The 25,074-nt window shown below is 60.3% G+C and carries 26 protein-coding genes, 1 tRNA gene and 1 pseudogene; 18 read left to right on the forward strand and 10 right to left on the reverse strand.

Annotated elements, in window-relative coordinates; translation table 11 throughout:
- The 4 genes from EK416_RS17680 to EK416_RS06335 all read left to right on the forward strand — a co-directional run.
- The coding region (locus EK416_RS17680) for a hypothetical protein (RefSeq protein ID WP_210210976.1) at nt 1-481 on the forward strand (481 nt) is incomplete at its 5' end.
- Nucleotides 478-1,098, forward strand: coding sequence for a hypothetical protein (locus tag EK416_RS17850; RefSeq protein WP_210210977.1), 621 nt, complete (start codon nt 478-480; stop codon nt 1,096-1,098). The genes EK416_RS17680 and EK416_RS17850, both read left to right, overlap by 4 nt.
- A 20-nt stretch (nt 1,099-1,118) precedes the next feature.
- Nucleotides 1,119-2,123 (forward strand): RHS repeat-associated core domain-containing protein, encoded by a 1,005-nt coding sequence (locus tag EK416_RS06330; RefSeq protein WP_210210978.1) that lies wholly within the window; start codon nt 1,119-1,121, stop codon nt 2,121-2,123.
- 285 nt (nt 2,124-2,408) lie between these two features.
- The gene (locus tag EK416_RS06335) at nt 2,409-2,723 is read left to right on the forward strand and encodes an acyl carrier protein (protein WP_127076672.1); all 315 of its coding nucleotides are present in this window, start codon (nt 2,409-2,411) and stop codon (nt 2,721-2,723) included.
- A 7-nt stretch (nt 2,724-2,730) separates the two neighbouring features.
- Here EK416_RS06335 and EK416_RS18100 read toward each other — a convergent pair whose 3' ends face one another.
- Nucleotides 2,731-2,853, reverse strand: a complete 123-nt coding sequence (locus EK416_RS18100) for a hypothetical protein (RefSeq protein WP_281023867.1) — start codon at nt 2,851-2,853, stop codon at nt 2,731-2,733.
- A 15-nt stretch (nt 2,854-2,868) separates the two neighbouring features.
- Here EK416_RS18100 and EK416_RS06340 point away from each other — a divergent pair, with 15 nt between their 5' ends.
- A complete protein-coding gene (locus tag EK416_RS06340) occupies nt 2,869-3,120 on the forward strand; it encodes a hypothetical protein (protein ID WP_127076673.1) in 252 nt (83 codons plus the stop codon).
- A gap of 18 nt (nt 3,121-3,138) precedes the next feature.
- Complete coding sequence (locus EK416_RS06345) at nt 3,139-3,339, forward strand: RHS repeat domain-containing protein (protein WP_127076674.1); 201 nt, start codon at nt 3,139-3,141, stop codon at nt 3,337-3,339.
- Nucleotides 3,340-3,355: 16 nt separating this feature from the next.
- On the opposite strand, the pseudogene EK416_RS06350 reads toward EK416_RS06345, so the two are convergent.
- From EK416_RS06350 to EK416_RS06360, 3 genes and pseudogenes are all read right to left on the reverse strand, one after another.
- Nucleotides 3,356-4,291, reverse strand: a pseudogene (locus EK416_RS06350) (IS481 family transposase).
- A 68-nt stretch (nt 4,292-4,359) separates the two neighbouring features.
- Nucleotides 4,360-6,207, reverse strand: a complete 1,848-nt coding sequence (gene traI, locus EK416_RS06355) for a TraI/MobA(P) family conjugative relaxase (protein ID WP_127076675.1) — start codon at nt 6,205-6,207, stop codon at nt 4,360-4,362.
- Entirely contained in the window at nt 6,204-6,488 is a 285-nt protein-coding gene (locus EK416_RS06360; protein ID WP_127076676.1) for a plasmid mobilization protein, read from the reverse strand. The genes traI and EK416_RS06360 overlap by 4 nt, the downstream gene beginning before the upstream one ends.
- A 532-nt stretch (nt 6,489-7,020) precedes the next feature.
- Between EK416_RS06360 and EK416_RS06365 the strand changes: the two genes are divergently transcribed.
- The 5 genes from EK416_RS06365 (at nt 7,021) to EK416_RS06385 (ending at nt 13,100) form a co-directional block, all read left to right on the forward strand.
- Complete coding sequence (locus tag EK416_RS06365; protein ID WP_127076677.1) at nt 7,021-8,646, forward strand: hypothetical protein; 1,626 nt, start codon at nt 7,021-7,023, stop codon at nt 8,644-8,646.
- Between the two features lie 626 nt (nt 8,647-9,272).
- Nucleotides 9,273-10,223, forward strand: a complete 951-nt coding sequence (locus EK416_RS06370; RefSeq protein WP_127076678.1) for a sulfonate ABC transporter substrate-binding protein — start codon at nt 9,273-9,275, stop codon at nt 10,221-10,223.
- Nucleotides 10,220-11,377 carry an FMNH2-dependent alkanesulfonate monooxygenase gene (ssuD, locus tag EK416_RS06375; protein ID WP_127076679.1) on the forward strand — a complete coding sequence of 386 codons (1,158 nt, stop codon included), beginning with the start codon at nt 10,220-10,222 and terminating at the stop codon, nt 11,375-11,377. The genes EK416_RS06370 and ssuD overlap by 4 nt, the downstream gene beginning before the upstream one ends.
- A gap of 140 nt (nt 11,378-11,517) precedes the next feature.
- Nucleotides 11,518-12,270 carry an aliphatic sulfonate ABC transporter permease SsuC gene (gene ssuC, locus EK416_RS06380; RefSeq protein ID WP_210210984.1) on the forward strand — a complete coding sequence of 251 codons (753 nt, stop codon included), beginning with the start codon at nt 11,518-11,520 and terminating at the stop codon, nt 12,268-12,270.
- Complete coding sequence (locus tag EK416_RS06385) at nt 12,267-13,100, forward strand: ATP-binding cassette domain-containing protein (RefSeq protein ID WP_127076680.1); 834 nt, start codon at nt 12,267-12,269, stop codon at nt 13,098-13,100. The genes ssuC and EK416_RS06385 overlap by 4 nt, the downstream gene beginning before the upstream one ends.
- Nucleotides 13,101-13,427: 327 nt before the next feature.
- Here the strand turns inward: EK416_RS06385 and EK416_RS06390 are convergent, their stop codons facing one another.
- The 4 genes from EK416_RS06390 to EK416_RS06405 form a co-directional block, all read right to left on the reverse strand.
- On the reverse strand, nt 13,428-14,003 hold the full coding sequence (locus EK416_RS06390) for a hypothetical protein (RefSeq protein WP_127076681.1): 576 nt from the start codon (nt 14,001-14,003) through the stop codon (nt 13,428-13,430).
- 248 nt (nt 14,004-14,251) lie between these two features.
- Nucleotides 14,252-15,616, reverse strand: coding sequence for a B12-binding domain-containing radical SAM protein (locus tag EK416_RS06395; RefSeq protein ID WP_127076682.1), 1,365 nt, complete (start codon nt 15,614-15,616; stop codon nt 14,252-14,254).
- Nucleotides 15,617-15,880: 264 nt separating this feature from the next.
- Nucleotides 15,881-16,345 carry a hypothetical protein gene (locus tag EK416_RS06400; protein WP_127076683.1) on the reverse strand — a complete coding sequence of 155 codons (465 nt, stop codon included), beginning with the start codon at nt 16,343-16,345 and terminating at the stop codon, nt 15,881-15,883.
- 10 nt (nt 16,346-16,355) lie between these two features.
- Complete coding sequence (locus EK416_RS06405; RefSeq protein WP_127076684.1) at nt 16,356-17,612, reverse strand: radical SAM protein; 1,257 nt, start codon at nt 17,610-17,612, stop codon at nt 16,356-16,358.
- Nucleotides 17,613-17,706: 94 nt separating this feature from the next.
- Between EK416_RS06405 and EK416_RS06410 the strand changes: the two genes are divergently transcribed.
- Both EK416_RS06410 and EK416_RS06415 read left to right on the forward strand, forming a co-directional pair.
- Nucleotides 17,707-18,465: a Crp/Fnr family transcriptional regulator gene (locus EK416_RS06410; protein ID WP_127076685.1), complete on the forward strand. Its 759-nt coding sequence runs from the start codon at nt 17,707-17,709 to the stop codon at nt 18,463-18,465.
- A 528-nt stretch (nt 18,466-18,993) separates the two neighbouring features.
- The gene (locus tag EK416_RS06415) at nt 18,994-19,419 is read left to right on the forward strand and encodes a winged helix-turn-helix domain-containing protein (RefSeq protein WP_127076686.1); all 426 of its coding nucleotides are present in this window, start codon (nt 18,994-18,996) and stop codon (nt 19,417-19,419) included.
- Here EK416_RS06415 and EK416_RS06420 read toward each other — a convergent pair.
- Both EK416_RS06420 and EK416_RS06425 read right to left on the reverse strand, forming a co-directional pair.
- Nucleotides 19,334-19,816, reverse strand: a complete 483-nt coding sequence (locus tag EK416_RS06420) for a TOBE domain-containing protein (protein ID WP_181952123.1) — start codon at nt 19,814-19,816, stop codon at nt 19,334-19,336. The two genes, EK416_RS06415 and EK416_RS06420, sit on opposite strands and share 86 nt — an antisense overlap.
- Nucleotides 19,817-20,021: 205 nt before the next feature.
- Nucleotides 20,022-20,096, reverse strand: a tRNA-Val gene (locus EK416_RS06425).
- Nucleotides 20,097-20,455: 359 nt separating this feature from the next.
- Between EK416_RS06425 and EK416_RS06430 the strand changes: the two genes are divergently transcribed.
- The 5 genes from EK416_RS06430 (at nt 20,456) to cysT (ending at nt 25,070) form a co-directional block, all read left to right on the forward strand.
- Nucleotides 20,456-20,806, forward strand: coding sequence for a DUF2849 domain-containing protein (locus tag EK416_RS06430; RefSeq protein ID WP_127076687.1), 351 nt, complete (start codon nt 20,456-20,458; stop codon nt 20,804-20,806).
- Between the two features lie 23 nt (nt 20,807-20,829).
- Nucleotides 20,830-22,488, forward strand: a complete 1,659-nt coding sequence (locus EK416_RS06435) for a nitrite/sulfite reductase (RefSeq protein ID WP_127076688.1) — start codon at nt 20,830-20,832, stop codon at nt 22,486-22,488.
- Nucleotides 22,475-23,005 (forward strand): DUF934 domain-containing protein, encoded by a 531-nt coding sequence (locus tag EK416_RS06440; protein ID WP_127076689.1) that lies wholly within the window; start codon nt 22,475-22,477, stop codon nt 23,003-23,005. The genes EK416_RS06435 and EK416_RS06440 overlap by 14 nt, the downstream gene beginning before the upstream one ends.
- A 163-nt stretch (nt 23,006-23,168) precedes the next feature.
- Nucleotides 23,169-24,158: a sulfate ABC transporter substrate-binding protein gene (locus tag EK416_RS06445; protein ID WP_127076690.1), complete on the forward strand. Its 990-nt coding sequence runs from the start codon at nt 23,169-23,171 to the stop codon at nt 24,156-24,158.
- 69 nt (nt 24,159-24,227) lie between these two features.
- On the forward strand, nt 24,228-25,070 hold the full coding sequence (cysT, locus tag EK416_RS06450; RefSeq protein ID WP_181952124.1) for a sulfate ABC transporter permease subunit CysT: 843 nt from the start codon (nt 24,228-24,230) through the stop codon (nt 25,068-25,070).
- The last annotated feature ends 4 nt before the right edge of the window (nt 25,071-25,074 follow it).

A 25,074-nucleotide genomic window follows, 5' to 3' on the forward strand; every position in this document is an offset into this window, starting at 1 on the left:
AGCCATCGTCACCGGCGGAAAGTTCGCCAACGGCGCCGTAAGCGCAGCCTTCGCTCACCTCTGGAATGCGGAAAGTCACAGAGAGCCAGGGATCGGTCATAATGGCGGTCCGAACCTCGACGAGGTCGAGAAACTCAATGTTGGGCGAATAAATATCCTTCGGGTTCTGTTGAGCCGGTTTCCGCTTGCCAGCATATTCATACCGACAGACCAGTTGGGTAATGGTAGCATGTTCGAGGACATCACCGCACCAGGGTCGACAACACAAAATTACAAAGTCAATATGTCGATGGACCAGTTTGAACAAAATCTCGTCAGAGATGGGTTTACAGGGACACAAAAAGGAATTGGTACAGAATATATCAATGCGACTGAAGAACGCTTTTATATTAGGGATTATTCAAAAAGCGGCCCTCCGACGGCAGACTATTATCCTAGTGGTTCACGAGACCCTGCCATCAAATACAGGTTTGCGAAGTGAAGCACGATTTCTATCTGAGCGAGCCATCGGAACTGCTGATGGCTCGCAAAAGAGCCAAGAGGTTGGTGTATCTTGACCGCCACGCACCAGACCTTGTGTTCAAGCGCGAATTGGGGAATTTTGCTTATTTGGATTTCAATAGCTTTCAAAGATTGACCTTTGGAGAGGTTCTCATTGCGCTGAAAGAACATTTTGGGGATCATGATATAATTGGCATCTTCGATTACCCTTTGGTTTTTGATAGATCTGGATATAACAAAGCTTTTCGATTAAAAGGAGAATGGACATCTGGATCGTGGAAGCAAAAAAGAGAAATTCCTATCGAAGCTTGGAAGGAAAATAAACATCATACTTCGGCGACAATTTTGGATTACATTGTTGATGGTTTTATTTTTGGAGGAAGTGAGAAATGGGCCTGTTACACGGATAGAGATTTCATGCTCACAATTTTCGCGATGAGAAACGATCCAGCGCTCATTGAGGGCGGCTGGCCTACGGTCCCGGGTATCCCTTGGATGACGCCGGAGATCGCTCGTGCAAATGTACCGGCTGCGTTAACGCCGGAAGAAAAGAAAATTCGAGATACCTTTTTGAAAAACTACGGCTTGCTAGAATAACGCAGGGCAAGCGTCGCGACGTGAGTTGGGCGGCGTTCATCAACGTGCCGGTCGCGCTCTGGCAGTCGGGCAAGATCGCGCGCGGCTATACCGGCTCCGCTCAAGCAGCGCGAAGCGCGGTAGCGGCGCGAAACCCGCAGCTTGACGAGGTCGGCCTCGTGCACATGAACGGGCGGGTCTACGACCCCGAACTCGGCCGCTTCCTCTCCGCCGATCCGTTCATCCAGGACGCCACCAACCTGCAGGCGTTGAACCCCTACACCTACGTCCAGAACAACCCGCTCTCCTTCACGGACCCAAGCGGATACTTCCTCTCCGGCCTGTTCAAGGCCATCGGCAAGGTCTTCAGCCGCGTCTTCAAGGCCATCGCCCACGCCATAAAAACCGTCCTCAACTCCTCAATCATACGGTCGCTCATACAGGTCGCCGTGTGCGCCGCCACGATGGCGACGGGGCCGGGTATATGCGCGGCGACCGCGGGGATGATGACCATGGCGTCGGGAGGCAGTATCGTCGATGCCGTCAAAGCCTTCGCCTTTACGCTGGTATCGGCAGGCGTGTGGGGCGGCTCCGACGCCCTGGGCCTCGGAGGCGGGACCTTCGGCAGTTTCAGTGGCGGCGTGGGGGGCATGCTCAGCGGCGTCGATCCCATCGCACAACTCCTCGTGCACGGCACGGTGAACGGCGCGCTGACGGTCGCCCAGGGCGGCGACTTCCTGCAGGGCTTCGCCACAGGCGCCATCGGCAAGGCGGGCGGGTTGCTCGCGCTCGAAAGCCCGCTGGGGTCCGTTTCCGGTGAGCAGGGCGTATTCATGCGAACCGTCGTCGCCGCGACAGCCGGCGGCACAGCAGCCATCGTCACCGGCGGAAAGTTCGCCAACGGCGCCGTAAGCGCAGCCTTCGCTCACCTCTCTGGAATGCGGAAAGTCACAGAGAGCCAGGGACCGGTCATAATGGCGGTCCGAACCTCGACGAGGTCGAGAAACTTAATGTGGGGAATACTACTTCAAATAATAAGGGTGTAGGACAATGTTTTTCAGAATGCGTGGGGGAGCATTATGGTGAGACTACGCTTTCTATTTGGGCAGAGATCGGCGGCCTATCTCTGCCAATCACAAAAGCCTGGTTGGGTGCACCAACAGCATTTGGTTCCAGTACCTATACGAATCCATTGAGCGCGCTGGGATTTGAACTTCGAAACATAGATCCGTCACTTAGTCCTAAAATCGGCACACAAGTATTTGGAACAACGCGTTTATTTGGGATAGCTGGTCGCTCAATTCCATATGTCGCCGCTGCGATGGCAACCTATGATGCTGCAAGCATTAGCTACTGTACATACAATTACTACAATGGAAGATGATGTGACAAGACGAAATGAAATAAAAACGGCAGCAATCGCTGAGATTCGATCTTTTACCCCAAAAAAGTATGAGATAAGGGAGGATTCGCATGTAATTAATGATCTAAAATTGGCGTCAGATGATTTTACCGACATGGCAATCGGTTTGGAAAAAAAATATAACGTGTGGATTCCGCGAGAAGAGTGGAGCCACGCCCTTACCGTTAAGGCGATCATGGACTTATTAGAGAAGCATTTGGAAGGCAATACAACTAATATTTAGAGAACTTCTATGTCGCGGGCGGTGCCCACGAGGTGATGAAGCGGGGCTCGACGGTTACTATATCGCAGGCGTCGCGGTCGAGATCGAAGGGACCGGCGCGACCGAGACGCTTTATCTCCTGAAGGATCATCTCGGCTCGACGGACGTGATCACCGACGCCATGGGCGCCGTCCAGAGCCGCCTGTCGTTCGACGCCTCCCAATCCGCTTGCGGATTGGGTCTGAGTGATGCACGCTCGATCTGGATCGAGCGTGCGGGCAAGCGGCGCGACGTGAGCTGGGCGCCGTTCATCAACGTGCCGGTCGCGCTCTGGCAGTCGGGCAAGATCACGCGCGGCTTCACCGGCCCTCGCTCAAGCAGCGCAAAGCGCGGTAGCGGCGTAAAACCCGCAGCTTGACGAGGTGGCCTCGTGCACATGAACGGGCGGGTCTACGACCCCGAACTCGGCCGCTTCCTCTCCGCCGATCCGTTCATCCAGGACGCCACCAACCTGCAGGCGTTGAACCCCTACACCTACGTCCAGAACAACCCGCTCTCCTTCACGGACCCAAGCGGATACTTCCTCTCGGGCCTGTTCAAGGTTTTAAATCATATTTGTCAACAGAACCTAATCTAATCTAATCTAATCTAATCTAAGTGTTCAGTCCCAATGTGTGATGGTCTGGTTTTCGGATGAAGAGGTGTGGCTTTTCCTCGCTGAGCTTTCGGATAGCCTCGAAGGGTGTTCGGAAGTGAGTTGCTTGGCAAAGTTATAGGCCGACAGCCAGTCCCGGACGTGACGGCGGAGATCGTCGATCGAGCCGTAATGGAAGGTGTGAGTTGTCGCGTCCTTGATTGTTCGCACCATGCGTTCGGCCTGACCGTTCGTCCAGGGATGGTAGGGTTTGGTGAGCCGGTGCTCGATGCCGTGCTGGTCGCAGACCCTGCCGAAGAGGTGAGCGACGAAGTCGCCGGACCTGTCGCGCTGGACGAACTGAACGCCGTTGTCGGTCAAGACGGTGTGCACCTTGTAGGGAACGGCGGCAACGAGCACTTTGAGGAAGGCTGCGGCCGCGAGCTTCGTCGCCTTGCGATAGATGCGGGCGAACACGAGCTTCGAGGTGCGGTCGACGGCGACGAACAGGAAGCCCTTGCCGCCTTCATAGCGGAGTTCCGCGATGTCGATATGGAAGTAACCGATATCGTAGGCCTTGAACTGCTTCGGCTTTTCACGATCGGCCTTCGGCAACCGCGAGATGCCGTGGCGCTGGAGACAGCGGTGCAGCGAGGAGCGCGTCAGATGCGGGATGACGTCTTTCAGGGCCACGAAGACATCGTCGAGCGGCAGCCTTGCCTGCACACGCAGGGCGACGATGGCAGCCTCTTCCATCGGCGACAACACCGTGTTGCGGCGTTCCTTCGGCCCCATTGGCCGGTCCTCGACGGAACTCCGTGCGCGCCACTTTCTCACGGTCTTCTCGTTGATGTTGTAGCGCCTCGCGAGCTCCGCGATCGGAGCATACGACACGCTGTAGTTCCGTTCGAACGGCGTGCGTTGTCGTGGCGCACCCGTGTAGAACCTGGACCATAGTCCCTCCCGCCGTGACGGTGTTAACGATACACCATCACAAGGCGGGACTGAACACCTAGACCCCAATCATGATCGTTCCCTTCCTCGCTCCCTGTCGGCCACGTGTTCGAGCCGTTGCAAGGTCGCCCGGCGCGCAATGTGCGCGAACGCCTCTGCTTCCTGCAGGGTGACAGGCTTGACGATATAGCTGTCGCCTTGCTGGAGCACGATTGCCGGGCGACCGTCCTTCAGCGTCCTACGTCCGCGATAGACGAACGGCCCGCGATCTGCCGGAGAAAACAGCCGATGCGGCGGAAAACCGGGGTCGCGGGCGGCCCGCTCGTTCCGCCGCGCGATATAGCTGTCGATTGCATCCTGCCGCTCGGCAAGTGCCGCTTGCCTCTGCACCTCAAGGTTTCGATCCTCGAACGCGATCTGAAGGCCCGAAACCGCTGCCGCCTTGACGACCGCCGACTTGAATTCCGCCGTTCCCTCGATCCTGAGCGGTTGTCCGCCGAACCGCGTCGCTCCGAGATCGATGGCGAGATAGGCCGCCTGAAGCGAAACCTCGGGCACATAGATCCTGTCGGCACTGTCGATCGCCTTGCCGCCGTCGCGCAGGTAGTAGATCGATGACCCGTTCTTCAGCACATAGGGCTTCAGGTGGCTGTAGACGATCCGCCGCGCATCCGCGCCGCTCGGCGCCGAGATGAAGGCGGTATTGAGCGCCTCCCGCTCCCTGCTGCGGCGCTGGAGAAGCGCGAGCGCCTGTCCATCGCCCTGCTGCGCAACGTGCGCCAGATAGTCGTCGAAGCTCCATCGCGGCCAGGCGCGGCTGACGGCATCCTGCCTGTCGGACATCTCCTGCGCGATCTCTCTTGCCCGTCGCGTCATCTCCTCGCGAAGTCTTTTTTGATGGTCGAGCCGGCCCTTGTTGGCGCTCCTCGACCTCAAACGCTTGTAGGTGTCGATCACCGGCTGAAAGGCGCCGTTGGCTTCCTTTCGGATGCGCTGGAGTTCCTTCTCGCGCGCCCTTCGCTTTCTGATGCGGTCGAGGTGGTATTGCGTCCAGAGGCGGTCGTAGACCGGATCGCGCCTGGAGGCTGAACGCGCGAAGGTCTGAGCCACGGTCTGCCCGTCCCCCTGGAACGGCCCGAAGCGTCTCACGAACTGGCCGATGCCGAAGGCGCGATCGACGGTGCTGGCGCGGACGCGGCGACCGGTCTCGTCTTCGATGCATAGACCCGCGCCGCGCTGCCTGAGGGCGAGCTTTCTCGCCTCGAAGCGACGATGCACCTCTTGCCAATCCGCCGCGCCGTCGAGCATCGCGACCCCGACTCCCGATTTCTGGAGTGCCGCACGGAAGGCGCGCGTGACCTCGATCGGCTGCGGATCGGTGGAGCGGCCATGGTTCGTGCGAATGAGGCCGAATTCCTTCTCCAGCCGTTCGCACTCGGCCATCAGCTTGCGCTGGTCGAAATACGGCTCGTGCATCCGAAACGTAGTCGGGTGGATCTTGTTGATGGCGATATGCATGTGAAGGTGCTCGGTGTCGATGTGGACCGCCGACATGCGTTGATGCGCTTCGAGCCCGATGGCGGCAACGAGCCGCTCTTCGATCTTTTCCAGCACCTCGTCGCTGGGCCGCTCATTGTCTGCGAAGCTGACGACGAGGTGGTAGGTCTTGTCGGCACTGGCGCGCGTGTTGCGCTTCTGCGTCGCGATGATGTCGGAGAGCGCCCAGTCCGGCTCGTCGGTGCCGCAATTGGTGATGCGGATGCCGCCGACGCGGCCGCCGGCGCCCGCCTTGTCGAGGATGTAATCGGACAATCGCTCGATCACCTCTTTCCGGCGCGCGCCTTTCGGGCCGAGGATATAGGTCGCAAGTCCCGTATAGCTCGACGCGACGCCCCGCTTCACGCGCTTGGCGATCATCCCTCGCGCTCCGACAGGATCCTCGCGTTCACCGCGGCTTCGTGTTCGAGCGCCGCGCGCAGTTCGGCCTCGGACATCATCTCCAGCTTTGCTGCCTCGAGGATGATCGCGCACCGAACCGTCCCGATGATCTGGGCCGCTTCATCCGGCACGCTCAGAAGCCGCGCTCTTCCCCAGGCGGAGAGGCTCAACCCCTCGGCATCGGCCCTCTCCTTCAGGGCGTTCATTTCAACTTTCGTCAGCCTAATCTTGAGCATAGACGCTCGGTTCTCATTACCCATCGCTTGCCTCGCGTTTTGTTTTCGAGCGTCCTATTCAGCTCTTTTCCCGACTTTCGCAGCGAAATATGTTAGCCAGAATTCGAAATATGCTATGGGACTGCATGGACCCAAATCTCTGCGTTAGCCAGGATAATTGATTGATATTACTTGCCTGAATTATTCCCACCCCCTCCGCCAGACACCGCCGATTTCCCTCTATGGTGCGATATTGCCGCCGATCACCGCCACCATCATGCGGTATACGGAACCGCCGTTTCCACGCATTGCCCGATACTTGCGTGTCCGGGCCAGCGGTGCCGGCAGCTTTCGACCCTCACTAAGCGGCGGCGAATGCGCGGGCGAATGCCGATCTGCAAATCAGTGCGGCGGCAGGCTAAAAACAGGAATCCAAAACCATTGTGACAGAGGCAAAAAAATTGGCGTCGAAAAGCGCTAATTAAGCCATTGATTTATAACAACCCACGACGCGTCTTAAAAACCGACGGGCATTTAAGGTAGTTAAATTAATAAATTAAGCAGTGTGACATACCCTATGACCAGCGTTGCGCAGTACCTTTCCGAGCATGGTCCCTCACGTTCCTCACGGATCGTTGAGGCGCTTGTCGCATCTGGTTTATCCGCAGAGGCAGCGCGTCAGCGTGTATCGCGAGCAAAGCCGCCGGTCCGCAGCTTTCCTGTTCCGCTCCTGCCTAAGCGCGAGGCGTTCCTCTATCTGGAGAAGGACCGTAACGGCGAACGGTTCTGGCAAAATTTCCTGCGCGATCTCCGCGAAACCAATTCGGTTACGGCAGCGGCTATCGACGGGGTAATCGCTCGGGGTGGCATAATTCCTGCCGAGCAATTCGCGATTGTAAGCGGTGCAACGGTCAGGCCTAAGACTGGGCAAGTCCCGGCTGATACGGTCGCCAACCGTCTCATAAAGTCCGACTTCCTCAAGGAATTCCACGACCCGGAATATGGCCGCTGTTTCCACACGGCTCCGAGCTTAGCCATGGGCACGCCCGCTGCCATGCGGGCGCGGGACATTACGGAACGTGTCTTGCTGGATGGCCTGCGCGAATGGTGCCGAAAAATTGGCCTCGCGAGCTACAACGCTATCCGCATCCGAGGCGACGAAGATTTGAAGCCGATCGGGCCTTTCGCATTCGATCTTGCCGGGCCGAGCTATCTCCTACCGTTGCAGGGATCGGCAAGCAAACCGGGCTTCGTTGTGGCGGATGTTTTCGCCGAAGGCGTTTTGACCGTCGATGAGATTCAGTTTTTCATCCGCAAAGCTCGCGTTCTCAAAGCCAGCTTCAAGGATATCGGCATTCTGTCTATCATCGTTGCGGAAGGCTTCACGGGCGAAGCAATGACCGCAGGACATGCGGCGGGTGTTATGCTGGCAACCCCCAAAGACCTGTTCGGGAAGCATGTCGGGGAGGCAATCGCCTCGCTCTGCGAAGTGCTCAAGAATGCCGCGAAATATGCATCATCGAGCCCCAAACGCCTCACCAAGCTGTTGAACAACCTGTTCGATATCGAAGGGCGCAACAAGAACCTTCGGGGTATCCTGTTCGAGATGGTAGTGGGCTATCTTGCAAGGCGCACAGCCATGACGATGGATATGGGGGTCACCGCCAAAGACCCGAGCACTGGGAAGACAGCGGATATCGACGTTCAGACGATCACTAACCAGAACGCAGTCGTCACGGCCATTGAATGCAAAGGCAAAGAGCCCGGCGGTGTGTTGAGTCTGGCGGAGGTGGAGGAATGGCTCGCGAAGATTCCCACATTCCGCGCTCATTACGCTCAGCACGGGTATTTACGCGAGGCAGAGCAGCGCTTCGAAATCTGGACGAGTGGCACCATCGCGCCTGATGCCCTGGCGAAGCTGAAAGAGGAACAGGTCCGCCGCGTGAAGGCGAAGATCGACTGGAAGGACGGCTATGCCGTTCTGGCACTGGCGAGGGCGGGCAAAGAGAGGGCCCTTGCCGACGCTCTCAAACAGCATTTCTTTCGTCATCCGCTTGCCGAAGTCGCCGGGCAATTCCAAGCCGACGAGGCCGCAGAAAAATCGCCGTCAAGGATGGCTCCTACGAAATCTAACCTGCCCGAATTGCGAGGTCGGGCGGTTGAAGTCGTCTCATTGGATGGCGAGTTGGACGCCGCCGAGTGACCTAGCGCCCCCAATTCAGGATCGCGGGTCTGCCCTTGGCGTGCCTGCTCAGGCGTTGCGGTATCGGGAGGTCGCTTCAGGAACGCCGCGAGCAGAAGCGCCGGGCGCACCGCACATGGTCCCGACGTGTATGAGGTCCCACTCCGCGCATGACCGAGCGAGCAGAGCCAAGGAGCGATGGACGCTACGGCAAAAAGTAAATTGGAATAAGAGTGTACGGGAAATTTTGCGCGAGAAATCTGGCGGGCCGCGCCCGACGCATTGGTCTTGAACGCGCCCTTATCGCCGCCTGGCAGTCGAAACGCGTTCGACCATTTGGCGCGGCGCACCTCTTTTTGCTCGCGACCGAGTGTAAGCACCTAATTTTTGCTGGTCGACAGTCGACCGTCAGCCAAAAAAGAAAACCGTTCTCATCCCGTCAGTATGGCGAGAGAGCGACAACGCGCCTCGTTTCCCTCAGAAAACAGAGCCTCGCGATGTGTCGTTGCGAAGCAAGATCCTTCCAGCCGGCACGCGAATTTACTGAGTTCTTCCATAAAATACATCGACTTTATTTTTGACAGCGCTCCCCGTTTTTCCTCATTGTGGTCCCGCTACGTCACCTTTGGTCAATTTTGGGGATCTTCATGCGCTTATCGCTCCGCAAGGCGTTTCTCGCTTCTGCCTTCGCGCTGACATCCGTTTTCGCAGCCGGCAGCGCCGACGCGCAGGACAAGACCGTTCGCGTCGGTTTTCAGAAATACGGCAAGCTCATCCTTCTGAAGAGCAAGGGCACGCTCGAAAAGAAGCTCGGCGATCTCGGATACAAGGTCACGTGGACCGAATTTCCCGCAGGGCCGCAGCTTCTCGAAGCGCTGAACGTGGGCGCGATCGATATCACCAACACGGGCGAAGCCCCGCCGATCTTCGCCCAGGCAGCCGGTGCGCCGCTTCTCTATATCGCCCATGAGCCTCCGGCGGAACGCGGCGAAGCCATCCTCGTTCCGAAGGACAGCCCGCTCAAATCGGTCGCCGAGTTGAAGGGCAAGAAGGTCGCGCTGAACAAGGGCTCGAACGTGCATTACCTGCTCGTGAAAGCGCTGGAAAAGGCCGGGGTGGCGTATTCCGACATCACGCCGGTGTTTCTCACGCCCGCCGACGCACGCGCGGCCTTTGAAAAGGGTGCGGTCGACGCGTGGGTGATCTGGGATCCGTTCCAGGCAGCTGCAGAAGTCACGCTTGGAGCGCGGCAACTGGCGGACGGCAAGGGGCTCGTCGACAACTATCAGTTCTACTTCGCGACGAAGAAGCTCGCAGAAGAGCATCCGGATGCGGTCAAGGCCGTGATCGAAGAACTGCGCAGCGTCGACGCCTGGGTCAAAACCGACCCGAAGGCGGCAGCAGCGCAACTGAGCGCATCCACGAGCGTTCCCGCGCCGATCCTTGAGGTCGCGCTCGAACGGCAGGGCTACGGCATCGTGCCGATCAGCGACGACGTGGTGAAGGCCCAGCAGAATATCGCCGACACCTTCCTTGCGCTCGGCCTTCTTCCGAAGCCGATCACCGTGTCCGAGGCTGTCTGGAAGGCAGGCTCGTGACCGAAGCCTTAAACGTCCTCTGGTTCCTGCCGACGCATGGCGATGGCCGATATCTCGGCTCTGCCATCGGCGGCAGGGATACCCATTTTTCCTATCTGCGCCAGGTCGCGCAGGCCGCCGACGATCTCGGCTTTCACGGCGTGCTCATCCCGACGGGACACACGTGCGAGGATAGCTGGATCGTGGCGTCTGCTCTCGCTCCGCTGACCACGCGGCTCCGCTTCCTCGTGGCGGTGCGACCGGGGCTCCAGTCGCCCACTGTTGCCGCGCGCATGACCGCTACCCTCGACCGCGTATCGAACGGGCGGCTTCTCGTCAACGTCGTGACGGGTGGCGATCCCGTGGAGAGCAAGGGAGAGGGCATCTTCCTGTCTCACGACGAGCGCTACGACGTGACCCGCGAGTTCCTTCACGTCTACCGCGCGTTGCTCGCAGGCGAAGCCGTCACCTATCAAGGGCGCCACATCCGCGTCGAAAACGCGAGGCTGCTATTCCCGCCGGTGCAGGAAAAGGGACCGCCGCTCTATTTCGGCGGCTCGTCCGAGGCCGGGATTTCCGTCGCAGCCGAAGCAGTCGACAAATACCTGACATGGGGCGAACCGCCCGCGCAGGTCGCCGAAAAACTCGCGAAGGTCCGCGCGGCGGCAAGCGATCGGGGCCGGACACTGTCTTTCGGCATACGGCTGCATGTCATCGTGCGCGAGACCGAAGCCGAGGCATGGGCCGAAGCGGAAAAGCTGATCTCGCATCTCGACGACGCGACAATCGCAGCCGCGCAGAAGATCTTCTCTCGCATGGATTCAGTCGGACAAAGCCGCATGGCGGCGCTGCATGGCGGGCGGCGCGACAAGCTCGAAGTCAGTCCCAACTTGTGGGCCGGCGTCGGTCTGGCACGTGGCGGCGCAGGAACTGCGCTTGTGGGCGATCCTGAAACCGTTGCCGCCCGCATCCTCGAATATAGCGCGCTCGGCATCGATACCTTCATTCTGTCCGGCTACCCGCATCTCGAAGAAGCCTATCGCGTATCGGAGCTGCTTTTGCCGCTGCTCCCGATAGCCGGGGGCGAGCAGCGCGCCAAGGTCGCAATCAACACCGGGCCGTTCGGCGAAATCGTTGCCGATGGTCAGAGGCGCGAACCGGGGAGGACGCAGTGAACATCCACGCGAACCAGACCGACATCCGAGGCGCCGCGGTCGCGACCGGGGAGGATTTTTCCAGCGGAACTGATATCGGCGCGGCGCCGAAAGAAAGCTTTCGCTCGGCGAGGCGCACCGCGCGGTATGTCGGCCGGACGCTGGCTCCCTGGGCGCTGCCCATTTTCCTGCTTGCGATCTGGGAGGCTGGATGCCGCACAGGGCTCATCCCCGCGCGCGTTCTTCCCGCACCCAGCGATGTTGCTGTTGCCTTCTGGGCGACGGCCAAGACCGGCGCCCTGTTCCATCATGCCGCAATCAGCACCGAGCGCGCGCTCACCGGACTCCTTATCGGCGGCTCCATCGGCTTCTTTCTTGGCGTGCTGAACGGCCTTTCCAAAACCGCCGAGACGCTGCTCGATTCGCTCCTTCAGATGATCCGCAACGTGCCCCACCTCGCCATCATTCCGCTCGTCATTCTCTGGTTCGGGATCGACGAAGCGGCAAAGCTCTTCCTCGTGGCGATTGGCGTGTTCTTCCCGATCTACCTCAACACGTTCCATGGCATCCGCACCGTCGACAAGGGCCTGATCGAGATGGCGCGTGTCTATGGCCTGTCGCAGTTCGCATTGTTCCGACGCGTGATCTTGCCGGGCGCGCTGCCATCTGTGCTGGTCGGACTTCGCTATGCGCTCGGCATCATGTGGCTGACGCTCATCGTGGCCGAGACCATCGCTTCGTCGGAGGGCATCGGCTACATGACCATGAACGCCCGCGAATTTCTCCAGACCGATGTCGTGCTCCTTGGCATCATCATTTACGCCGTACTCGGCAAAGTCGCCGACGCGCTTACGCGCGCGCTCGAACAGCGGGCTCTCGCCTGGCATCCATCCTATCAAAAGGTGATCGCATGACCCTTGCCGAAGGCTCATTCGGCCGTCTCGCAACCCACAGGTCTGTCTCCGAAAAGGCTTGCGCCGCTTCCGAAGAGGAAAGTGGCGCATCCGCTTCGTCGAAGTCGCGGGCGGCGCCGGGGGTCGAGGGGCTTTCGCTCGCCGTCCGCGCTGTCGGCAAGTCGTTCGGCGATCGGCAGGTGCTACAGAATATCGACATCGAGATACCTGCCGGGCAGTTTGTCGCCATCGTCGGACGTTCGGGCGGCGGCAAGACCACGCTCATGCGCCTCATCACCGGTCTCGACGCGCCGACATCGGGCGAAGTCGTCATCGACGGCAAGCCGACGAGCGGGCTCCAGAAAAGCGTGCGCCTCCTGTTTCAGGATGCGAGGCTTCTGCCTTGGGAAACCGTGATCGGAAATGTCGGCATAAGCCGCGAACCGAACTGGCGCGAAGACGCTGCCGCCGCGCTCGCCGATGTTGGCCTTTCGGGCCGCGAGAAAGACTGGCCCGCGGTGCTTTCAGGCGGGCAGCGTCAGCGCGTGTCGCTGGCTCGTGCCCTCGTGTCGAGACCCGGCATCCTGTTGCTGGACGAGCCGTTCGGCGCTCTCGACGCGCTCACGCGCGCGGAGATGCATCAACTGACCGAGCGCATCTGGCAGGAGCACCGCTTTACGACCGTGCTCATCACGCATGATGTCGCCGAGGCGGTCACACTCGCCGACCGAGTTCTTGTGCTGCGGGATGGCGATTTTGCGCTCGACATCGACATCGATCTCCCGCGACCGAGGCGCGGTTACGATCCCGCGGCAGCGGCTCTCGTAGCGGAAATCCTGAAGCAGGTTTAGATGGCATCCAGATAAAAGGGATTCGCCAAATCGGGCGCATTGCGATTCCGACTTCCAAACGAGGAGTATCTCAGGGCGCGCTTCGATCTGACGGCACTCCGGCGCGGCGGCCCTTTCTCGGCGCTGTGCGGGCCGTAACGGGCGGGAATATCGGCCCGGAGGCCGAACAAGCCCCGCGGCTTTTACGCGTGCGGACGGCCACCGCGTTCTGAACGGCATTTTCTGGCGGCTGCGCATCGGTGCGCATTTGACCGTTCCGGTCGGAACGGCCCGGTTTTATGGGATGGAGCCGGATTCACCGATCCCCTTCTCCATCAGTCACGCACCTCAAGTTCGATCGCGGATGGTCGCCATCACGGACGACTGCGTTGCCGTGTCGATGCCCCGCGCCTCCATGGCGTTCCTCAGAAGCGGCGCGTCGCAGCCATGATCGCGCATCCAGCGGGCGATGATCTCGGCCCGGTCCTTGCGGTCGCGGCAGAGCTCTGTTGCCAGCCGCAGTTCGAGCGCCACCACCGCGACGCGCTTGTCGCCGACGGCGATTTCGGAAAAATGCGTCCAGGGGCCGCTGCCGAAGGCCTCGATGAAGGTGGCCTGCGACGGAGACTCGACGGTGCTGGCATCGACCTGGACGCCGTCCACCTCGAACGCCGCGTAATATTGCAAGCAACAGGGCATCCACGTCGGCGGGGTCAGGCATCGATAAGCGGCGAGCGCCCGCGCGAAGGTGTCGACATCGGCACGCGCGCTAGCCAGAAAGTCGACGTCGCCGGGCTCTATCGGCACCCCGCGCAGCAGGTCGGCGGCCGTGCCGATCAGGCGGTAGCTGAAACCGCCCTCCCGCTTCGCCAAGCCAAGCACCGTTGTGAGCGTGTGGTGCAGCTGCCCCGTTGTCAGCGTCATGAGACCAGTCCCTTCGCACGGCAGCTTAGCAGGGTTGCGGCACGGAGCGCTTTTGATTTCGCGTGGGGCTTTCTCCCAATTCTCAATTCAAACGCAGCTGCCCGCCTTGAATTACGGCCCGAAGAATGTGAGCGCTGCCGCTGCTTCAAATGCTTGCGCTGTCCAGAAGTCTGACGACCTCTTGTTCAGTTTTCTGGTCATCGAAGCCCCTACGATTTTGCCGACCGCCATTCGCTCGCGGGCGATGATCAAAGATGCTGGAGGCGCCGCGTTGCGAAATGCTCGTTGATCTCGCCGTAAAGCTCCTTGAGGCGAGCGGAAGGGATCGAGCAGATGCCTTCATAGGCTTCCGTGAAGTGAACACGGGTGTGTTCGAGCGCGAACGGCTTGATCCGTCCCTCTGCGATGAGTTCGTCGTAAAGCGGCGAGCCCGGAAGGGGCGAATATATGCTCCAGCTCCAGCGGTCGAGTTCGAGCGACTTCGCGAGTTCGAAAGTCTGGCGGACATCGTCCTCGTCCTCTCCCGGAATGCCGATCATGAAGAAGCCGAACACCCGCAGATGCCTCTTCGCGAGCGCGACCTTCTCCTTGATCTGGTCGACCGTGATCTTCTTGTTGAGACGCACAAGGCTCTTCGGCGAGCCCGACTCGATGCCGAGGTCGATCTGTGTGAGGCCCGCCTCTTTCATCATGATGAGTTCGTCCTCGTCGAGCAGGTTGATGCGCGTCAGCGCCTGCCACTCGATGCCGACCTTCCGCTCGACCATCAGGCGGCAGAATTCCTTCGTCCATGCGGGCTTGAGATTGAAGATGCTGTCCTTGAACCACACGCCTTCGATGCCGTGGTCATCCCGGAGACGGATCACCTCGTCCACCACCTTCGCGGGCGACTTGAAACGCCATTTGCGGCCCATGGTCTGCTGCACGGCGCAGAAGCTGCAATTATACGGGCAGCCACGCGAGACGATCATCGAGATGCCGCGCACGGAGCGGAGCAGCGAATTGTGTTCGATATAGCGCTCGACGGGGAACGCGCCGTAATCCGCGCCGGGGATGCTGTCAAGGTTCTCGCCCAGCTGCGCCTTCTCGGAGATGTGCACACCGCTAGACGTGCGGAAGCATAGCCCCTGGATTTGCCCGAGCCCATCGCCGCCGTTTTGGAGCGCGCGCAGAAGCTGCGAGAAAGCCTCCTCGCCCTCGCCGCGAATGACGAAATCCACCGATGGATGGCCGATGACGGTTTCCGGATCGAGCGTCGGATGAACGCCGCCGAGCACAATTGTCGAGGCGGGCACCTGAGCGCGTGCGATGTCGGCCGCACGCAGCGCCGCCGGTAGCGTAGGCGTCATGGCGGTGATGCCCACGACATCGGGCTTTTCAGCCTTGATACGGCGCCCCAGTTCTTCCGAATCCATCAACAGCGCCTGCATGTCGAGCAGCGTTACGTCATGGCCGAGCCGCTTCACATAGGCCGTGAGATATGCGAGGCCGAGCGGCGGCTCGAACGGAGCGACGTAGAGATTGCCGCCCCGGATCCAGTTCACGTAGTCGGCGTAGCGGTTCTTGAAAGCGTCGCCGTCGAAGAAGGTGGGATTGATGAAGAGGATCTTCATGAATGGCTCCTGAGCCTCGAAATCGGATGCGGGAGGCGCACGCCGGGGTCGCTTCCGCCGGAGCGGAAACGGTCCCTTCGATTGCGCTAGGGGTAAGGGCGGCTAGTGGTCCGATTCCGACATTTGCATCCGTTTGCAGCGCTTGCGAGCAAAGGTCGGAATCGAGGGGACCACTAGCAACATTATGATTCTATTGGAGCTTTTGAATTTGACATTTGAGCGAGAGTCCGCAGCCACCGGGACTCAAATGTCAAATTCGCTCCACTAGACCGCAATGCGGTCGAGATGAATGAAATCGGGATGCGCCGCATCCTCGCGGGCGCGTACCTTCTCGAAGCGTTCGTCGATCACCTCGTCCGGCTCGATGACCCAGACGCCCGCGAGATCGACATCGCCGAGCGTTTCGCGGGCGCGCACATAGTGCTTCTGAAAAAGCGGGCCGGTGATGTGCAGCTTCACCGGGCGCCCCTTGATCTGCACGCGGTGGCCGTCCGCTCCGTGAAGCGCGATCGACACCGAGCCGCCGAACCAGATGGCGTGTGTCAGATTGCGGTTGGCCGCCGAGGTTTCGAGGAATTCGAGCACATGGATCGTGCCGTCGCCGCCGTGGTGCAGCGAAGGCTTCTCTACGGCATCGGGAGCGCCGTTCGCATCGACGGTGGCAAGAATCTTGATGGTTTCGGCGCTGTCGAGCAGCGCGATCACATCGGGAGTTAAAATCGCGGCCATTTTGGCGTTCCTACTGAAGGCGTGCAAGGTCTGAGTCGGGGTGGTTGCCGCAGCGGCGATAGTCGTCGAAATCGACCTTCAGGCCGTGGGAAGCGCGAATGTCCTGAAGCCCCTTCGCCAGCCGGATGAAGTAGTCGAGCGACGGCGCTTTCTGGTCGCGGAAGGCCGAGCCGGGGCGAGGCACCCAGACGATATAGACGGTGGTCACGCCGCGCGCCGCGAGCCAATCGGCTTCAGCCAGCGTCGATTGCAGCGCGTCGTGCTCGCTCTTGAAGCCCGAGGGCTGGGCGGTCTCGACGCCGCCGACGATGCCGGTGCCGACGTTGCCGCGTCCGAAGATGTCCACCGCGTTCACGAGACGCTGCTTCCAGCCCTGATAGCCGACCTGTCGCGCCTTGCCGGGGCAGATCCAGCCGAACAGTTCTTCGTTCAGGACTTCGAGGTCGGTGGTGTAGCTCGTCAGGCCCGTCTCATTATAGAGACGCGCAAGCTGCTTTTCGTTGAAGGCGGACGCGATCAGCTGGCTCGGAAATTTCTTTGTGCGGAAGTTCTCGCCGATGGCTTGAAGCAGTTCGATGTAGAACTCCACTTCCAGGTCGAAAATTTCCTTGCCCTTGGTCACAGAGCCGGCGGTGAGGCAGAGATTGGTGAAGCGGCCCGGTTCCTTGATCGCCTCGGCGACGGTTTCCTTGACGTCCTCCGGACGAAGCCTGTTCGGCACGCCTATTTCATCGCGCTGCTGCTTCGTGTGCGTGACGATATCGCAGAACTGGCAGCCTTCCTTGTCGGCCCAGAAGTAGCAAAAGCTCGACTGGAACACGTTCAGCCGCTGCGGCCGCGCGCTCACGATGTGACTCATCGGCAGGCCGGAGGTGGTGAGCTTGTCGTAATAGGAGGGCTTCGGCCACAGATCGACTTCCTCGACGCGTTGACCATCGTCCAGCAGCACGAAGCGACCGTCGCGGTAATCCACCACATAGGGGTTTTGATCGAGCGGGGTCGGGTCTACGAGAATCGTCGTTCCGTCGCGCAGAAGCAGCGATTCGGGCAGCGGTTTGATCTCGCCGTCGCGCGAGCCGAAGATATAGGGGCTGCGCAACTGGTGCACGGCCGGATCGACGGCCTTTTCGGCGGCTTCCGTGTAGTGCACGCCACGGCGTTGCACGTCGATCTTGCGCGCAATGAGGCGCGGGAAGCGGGGATGTTCGGCCAGCACTTCGTCGAAGGACGGCTCGGCGCGATAGATTTCCTTGAGCAGGGCGACCACGTCAATCTCCAATTTTTAGCGTCTACAAAATCGATGGAGATTGAGCTATAAGCCAGCAACTAATTGCCCATGATGAGCCGTGAATACAGGGTCAATGGAAGAATATTTTGAACAGGCCGGGAAGCCGAGCATAAAATCACTAGAAGGTGCGGAGTTCTCGCTACGTCTTTATGGCGATGAGGGGCATGGCAGAGCAAACCCGAATTTTTTCCATGGCCTCGACGAAAGCGACGTCGCGGAGCTTTTCGCCCTGTCGTCGGTGCAGGTGTTCGCGCCAGGCGCGATGGTGTTCCGCCAGGGCGAACCGAACGAGGGCATTTTCATCATCCTGTCCGGCAAGGTCCGCGTCTATTACGTCGGACCGTCCGGGCGCGAACTCACGCTTGCCTACTGGTCGGCGGGAAACTTCGTCGGCGGGCCTCACATCTTCGGTGGCTGCCTGCATATGTGGTCGGGAATTGCCGAGCAGCCCACGCGCGTCCTCCTCGTGCCTGGCGACGGAATGCGCGCGCTGATAGAGCGCCGTCCTCGGATCGCGGTTGCGCTCGTCGAGGCGCTGGAACAGAAGGGCAAGTGCTTCTCAAGCCTTATCCAGATGCTCGGCACGCGTTCCGCCGCCGCAAGGCTGGCTCAGCTTCTGCTGCTCATGGCCGAACTGGGCGGCCAGCGCATCGGCGACACCGTCATCATCGATCGCACGCTGACACAGGACGAACTCGCGCGCATGGTCGGCGCGACGCGGCAATGGATATCAGCCACGCTCGAACGGTTCCGCGAGAAGGGTTACATCGAGGTGGCGCCCGACCGCATCGTGATCCGCGAGGAAGAGAAATTGCGGGGGCTTCAGGCGTAGAGCCCAAGGAAAAGCGGCCCGTCGCGGCGCATGCTATCCGCAAACGCACGGCCCTGCTGCGAGGGCTCAAGCGGCGCGGCGAAGAACTCTTTGATGTCGCGGGTCGTTCAGGTTTCGCCCACAAGCGCAAAGGTGGAGGGCTTCTCGCCCGCGTCGATGACGGGCGCATGCAAGCCCGCGACAAGCACGTCCGGACGCGATTGGCCGGTCGGATTGCGAAGCGCAAAGGCGTTCGGAATGCTTGGCGTCTCCGCGCTCGTTCTTAGAATTATTATGAACGTTTGCGGTGGCTTCGCATGCGTGCTGACTGCTCATCACAAAGCCATCGATCTCCGCAACGAAGCCCCCCTTCTCATGGGCTTCACAGGGTTACAGCGATCTCGCAATGCGGGTGATTGTCGTTCTTGGGCCGCCGACCTCATGAAATCGTCGCAGATGCGCGCTTCGTTACCGGCATTTAAAAACCATGCTGGGGGTGCTATATAGGACGCAAGACAGGTAATGCCGAAGCGAGGCTTGGACGCGACAATGGATCAGACCACGAGTCAGAAGGAAAAGGCCCGTCTTCATGTCAGCCTCGCCCTGCCCAACGGAGGCAGTTTGGACGAGGAAGATATTGCGCTCATCGAAACCGTTCAGAAATGCCGCTCGATCCTCGGCGCGAGCAAGCTGATGGGCATCTCCTATCGCAAGACCTGGTTGATGACGGACGCGTTGAACCGGACTTTCGAGACGCGCGTCATCGACACCTTCCCCGGTCGGCGCGGCGGCGGGGCGGAAGTGACGCCATTCGGCGAGCGCATCGTCGCGGTCTTCCGCTCGGTCGAGCGGCGCTCGGCCCGCGCGGCAACCGCAACGCTGGAAGAACTCACTTCGTCTCTCGATTGGTCGTTCGAGACTGCAACGTCGGGCGGGGTTCAGGAAGAGACTCAGGATTTACGTTCATCTGCGTGATGGCAATGGTCTTGATCATCGCCCACGCCTTGAGACCGGGTTCGAGCGCCAGCCGCTCGACCGACTCCCATGTGACGAGCGAATGCAGATTGCAGACGCCGAGATCGAACGTCACCCGCGCATAGGGCGCGTCGAGATATTCCACTTCAACAATCGTCCCGGGAAGGCGGTTCGTGATCGACACATCCATCGGGCGAGACAGCGCGATGGAAACGTCGCTTGCGTCGATATCCACGGCAACACCCGTGCCCGGTTCGGCAGCGACGCGCGGCACGCGCAGTTCGAAGGCGCCGAGAAAGAGCGTCGTGATGCCGGTCTTGTCGTTGTGATGATGCACACGCGCTTCGAGCGTGGTGGAAAGCTTGAACCTGTTCTTCGGCGCGCTGTCGGTCGGCAAAGGGATGTTCCCTGATCTGGTCTCTGGTCGGGTTTCGCAACATGGATGCGATACAGCGCTTTGCAAAAAACATGCAAGCGCGACTTCCGCCACCAGTCCGGCGCGTAAAACCCTCGCGCACTGGCTCGGATCGCCCACGCCTCGACGGATGGCCGGTGTTACGCCGCCCCGAAAAAACCCTGAGAAAACAATGCGGAAACCATACTGGTGGGCACGACAGGGATCGAACCTGTGACCCTTCGCGTGTGAAGCGAATGCTCTACCGCTGAGCTACGTGCCCGCGTCGCCATAAGCGAGCGAGGAACCTTTATTACCAATGCGCGCAGCGCAATCAAGAGGCTTCCGCGCTGTTTTCCTATTTTTCCTGTCTGAAGGTTCTTTGACCAAGGATTTGCCTGAGGTGACAGAGGCTTTTTTGCGCTGCACGCGCCAAAAAGAGCATCACAATCTCTGAAGCTCGCACTTCGGCAATATTATTTTGCCATTACGGCAACATGCTGCCCATGTGCGCACTTATTTTCCCGGTAATGCGCATTTTTTCTTGAGAAGTTTTCAAAGATCGCCAAACTCTGGTCCAAGGCGGGCGGGTGCCGCATGCCTCTCGGCGGGCTGCGCCGAAGGAAAGGGTCGGGGAAGAGCATGGCACATCCTCATCAGCAGAAACTCAAGATCAGCGGGCCGGTTGTGATTACGGCGAACCGCCTTGCCGATGGCGTCGTGATCCACCGTACGAGCGCAGGGAGCTGGTCGGAAAGCCTCGCCGATGCCGAGGTCTTGAAAACCGCCGACGAAGCGCTTGCCGCGCTGAAAGCCGCGCAGAGCGACGGGCTCGTCGCGGTCGGCCCCTATGTCGCGCGCGTCGGGACCGCTCCCTTTCCAACGCCCGGCAATCTGCGCGAGAAAATTCGCAGCCAAGGCCCCACATTCCCGCTTCCTTCCGATGCACCGGTTGCCTACCTTCCCGAGGAAGCTGGCAAGGTGGCAGCCTGAAAACATCGGAGAAAAATTCCGCGATGTATGTTTACGACGAATTCGACCGCACGTTCATCGCGGAGCGTGCCGCCCAGTTCCGCGATCAGGTCGCGCGCCGCCTCTCAGGCGAAGTGACCGAAGACGAATTCAAGCCGCTTCGTCTCATGAACGGCGTCTATCTTCAGCTTCACGCCTACATGCTGCGCATCGCGATCCCTTACGGCACGCTTTCGTCGACCCAGCTCCGCAAGATCGCCGAAATCGGCCGCGTGTACGACAGGGGCTACGGCCATTTCACGACGCGCCAGAACATTCAGTTCAACTGGATCAAGCTTTCCGACATGCCGGACGTGCTCGTGAGCCTCGCCGAGGCCGGGCTGCACGCCATCCAGACGTCGGGCAATTGCATTCGCAACATCACGACCGACCAATGGGCGGGCGTCGCTCCCGGCGAGATAGAAGACCCGCGCTTCTGGGCCGAGGTTCTCCGGCAGTGGTCGTCCCTGCACCCGGAATTCACCTACCTGCCGCGCAAGTTCAAGATCGCGATCACGGCTTCGGCGCGCGACCGCGCGGCGATCAAGGTGCATGATGTGGGCCTGCGGTTGGTCCGCAACGATGCGGGCGAGGTGGGCTTCGAGGTGCTGGTCGGCGGCGGTCTCGGCCGCTCCCCCTTCCTCGGCAAGCTCCTGCGCGACTTCGTGCCGAAGGAGCACATCATCAGCTATCTCGAAGCGATCCTGCGCACGTACAACGCCCATGGCCGGCGCGACAACATCTACAAGGCGCGCATCAAGATCCTCGTTCACGAGATCGGCGTCGAGAAGCTGAAGGCCGATGTCGAAAAGGAATGGGAGCGCATTCGCGACGGCTATCTCAAGCTCGACGATGCGTTCCTCGCTGACATCCGCTCGCGCTTTGTGTACCCCGCCTATGAAACGCTCGAAGACGAGCCTGCGGAATTGCAAGAGGCGCTCGCCGCAGACGAGCGCTTCGCCACCTGGCGTGCGAACTCCGTCACGCCTCACAAGGCGCAAGGCTATGGCATCGTCACCGTCTCGCTGAAGCCCGTCGGCAAGCCGCCGGGGGACGCGACTTCCAGCCAGCTCGATGCGCTCGCGGACCTCGCCGACGCCTACAGCGCAGGCGAGATCCGCGTCGGCCACGAGCAGAACCTCGTGCTGCCGCATGTGCGCCAGAAGGACCTTTTCACCCTCTGGCGGAAGCTCGACGCGGCCGGCCTCGCGACGCCAAACGTAAACCTGATCTCGGACAGCATCACCTGCCCGGGGCTCGACTATTGCAGCCTTGCCAACGCGCGCTCGATCCCTATCGCCACGGCCATCGCGGAACGCTTTGCCGATCTCGACAGGGCGCGCTCGGTCGGACGTCTCCATCTGAACATCTCGGGCTGCATCAACGCATGCGGCCACCACCATGTCGGCCATATCGGCATTCTCGGCGTCGAGAAGAACGACCGTGAGTTCTACCAGATCACGCTCGGCGGCAAGGCGGACGAGGATGCGCGGTTCGGCGATCTGCTTGGCCCCGCAATTCCTTACGAGGAGGTGGTGGACACCATCGAGCGCATCGTGAACCGCTACCTCGACCTCCGGACGAGCGAAAACGAACTCTTCATCGATACAGTGAAACGCCTCGGCGTGGAGCCGTTCAAGGAGGCGCTTCATGCCGTACATTAAGAAGGGTGAGATCGCGGACGATCCCTATGTTCGTCTCGGTGGAGACGAACCGGTGCCGACCGACGTGCCCGTGATCGTCCCGCTTGCCTGGCTGCTCGCGCAGACTCCTCAATCGCTGGAAGGACGCAATGTACCGCTCGGCGTGGCGCTGCCGAACGACAAGCCGGAAAGCCTGCTCGAACCGTATCTTTCCCGCCTTTCCCTGATTGCGCTGGACTTTCCGATCTACCGCGACGGCCGCGCCTTCACTCAGGCAAGGCGGCTGCGCGAGGCATACGGTTTCACAGGCGAGATCCGCGCCACGGGCGACGTCCTGCGTGACCAGTTCCTTTTCATGGTGCGTTCCGGCTTCGACGCGTTTGAAGTCAGGAAGGAACACGACGCTAAGGCCTTCGCGAAGGCGGTGAACGAGTTTTCGGGCCTTTACCAGCCTTCTCAAGCAAGCGATGCCCATTTCAGGTTCCGCTTCGCTCCGCCTTTTTCTTCGTCAAGGAACCAGGATGGAAGCGATGGGTGAGCCGGTTCTCTCTTACGTCCGGTCAGGCGTCTGCATGCACCGCCGGGCGTTGTGTGGAAGCCCCAGCTGAGGCGCGGAAGCGAGCAGCCGGGGGAGAAGACCAGCGCGAGCTGGCGCAGTTCGAAGAAGCATCGCATTTGAAACTTAAAATTCGGAGATTTTCATGCTCAGACGGACCGTTCTGGCACTGGCAGCGGCTACGCTGATCGGCGCCCCCGCCTACGCCATCGATACCCTTCTCAACGTTTCCTACGATCCCACGCGCGAACTCTATGCAGAATTCAACAAGGCTTTCGTCGAAAAATGGAAGGCGGAAAAGGGCGAAACGCTTAACATCAAGGCGAGCCATGGCGGCTCGGGCAAGCAGGCGCGCGCCGTCATCGACGGCATCGAGGCAGACGTCGTGACGCTCGCCCTCGCCTACGACATCGACGAAATCGCCGAGAAGGGCATTCTCGACAAGGAATGGCAGAAGAAATACCCGGACAACTCTTCGCCCTACACGTCGACGATCGTCTTCCTCGTCCGCAAGGGCAACCCCAAGGGCATCAAGGACTGGGACGACCTCGTGAAGCCCGGCGTGTCGATCATCACCCCGAACCCCAAGACGTCCGGCGGCGCGCGCTGGAACTACCTCGCGGCCTGGGGATACGCGCTGAAGAAATACGGCTCGGAAGAGAAGGCCAAGGAATTCGTCACGCAGATCTTCAAGCAGGTGCCCGTGCTCGACACCGGCGCGCGCGGCTCGACCGTGACCTTCGTCCAGCGCAATCAGGGCGACGTGCTCCTTGCGTGGGAAAACGAGGCGTATCTTTCGGTTAAGGAGTTCGGCGACGACAAGTTCGAGATCGTGACGCCGTCCGTCTCGATCCTCGCCGAACCGCCTGTCGCCATCGTCGACTCGGTCGTCGACCGGCGCGGTTCGCGGGCAGTCGCCGATGCCTACCTGAAGGCGCTCTACGCTCCGGAAGGCCAGGAAATCGCAGCGAAAAACTTCTACCGTCCGCGTTCGAAGGAAGTGGCCGACAAATACGCTGACAAATTCTCGAAGGTCGCGCTCTTCACCATCGACGACGTGTTCGGCGGCTGGACGAAAGCCCAGAAGACCCACTTCGGCGATGGCGGCGTCTTCGATCAGATTTACGGCAAGTAATTACGAGGGAGGCAAGGACTTCACCTCACGTTTATAATCGGAAAATCGTAACGAAGAGAGTGACCCGCCTTGTCCTCCTTATCGACCAGATTGCGCTTTCGGGAACCGAGCGTCATCCCAGGCTTTGGGCTGACGTTCGGCCTCACCCTTACCTGGCTTTCGGTGATCGTTCTGATCCCGCTCGCGGCCATGATCCTTTACGCCACGCGTGTGGGCTTCGACCAGTTCATCGCCATCCTCACGGCCGCGCGCACGCTGAACGCGCTCAAGCTTTCGTTCGGCATCGCCTTCGCGGCGGCGATCTTCAACGTGATCTTCGGCCTGATCGTCGCCTGGGTGCTGACACGCTATGAATTCCCGGGCCGGCGTATCGCCGACGCCATCGTCGATATTCCCTTTGCGTTGCCCACCGCCGTTGCGGGTATCGCGCTCGCCACGCTGTATTCTCCCAATGGCTGGATCGGTCAGTTTCTCGCTCCGCTCGGCATTCAGGTGACATTCACGCCGCTTGGCATTCTGGTGGCGCTGATCTTCGTCGGCATCCCCTTCGTGGTGCGGACGGTGCAGCCGGTGCTGAAGGATCTCGACCCAGAGCTTGAATTCGCGGCGGCGACACTCGGGGCGACCCGCTGGCAGGTCATCCGGAAGGTGATCGCGCCGACGCTGCTGCCTTCGATCCTGACCGGTTTCGCTCTCGCCTTCGCCCGCGCGGTCGGCGAATACGGCTCGGTCATCTTCATCGCCGGCAATCTGCCCAATGTCTCGGAAATCGCGCCGCTCCTCATTGTCATACGTCTTGAGGAATTCCGCTATGCCGATGCAACAGCGATCGCGGTCATCATGCTCTTCGTCGCTTTCATCATGCTTCTCGTAATCAATCGGCTTCAGCGTTGGACAGAGACGAGGAGCTAGGGCC

The organism is Rhodomicrobium lacus (assembly GCF_003992725.1).
GTDB lineage: Bacteria > Pseudomonadota > Alphaproteobacteria > Rhizobiales > Rhodomicrobiaceae > Rhodomicrobium > Rhodomicrobium lacus.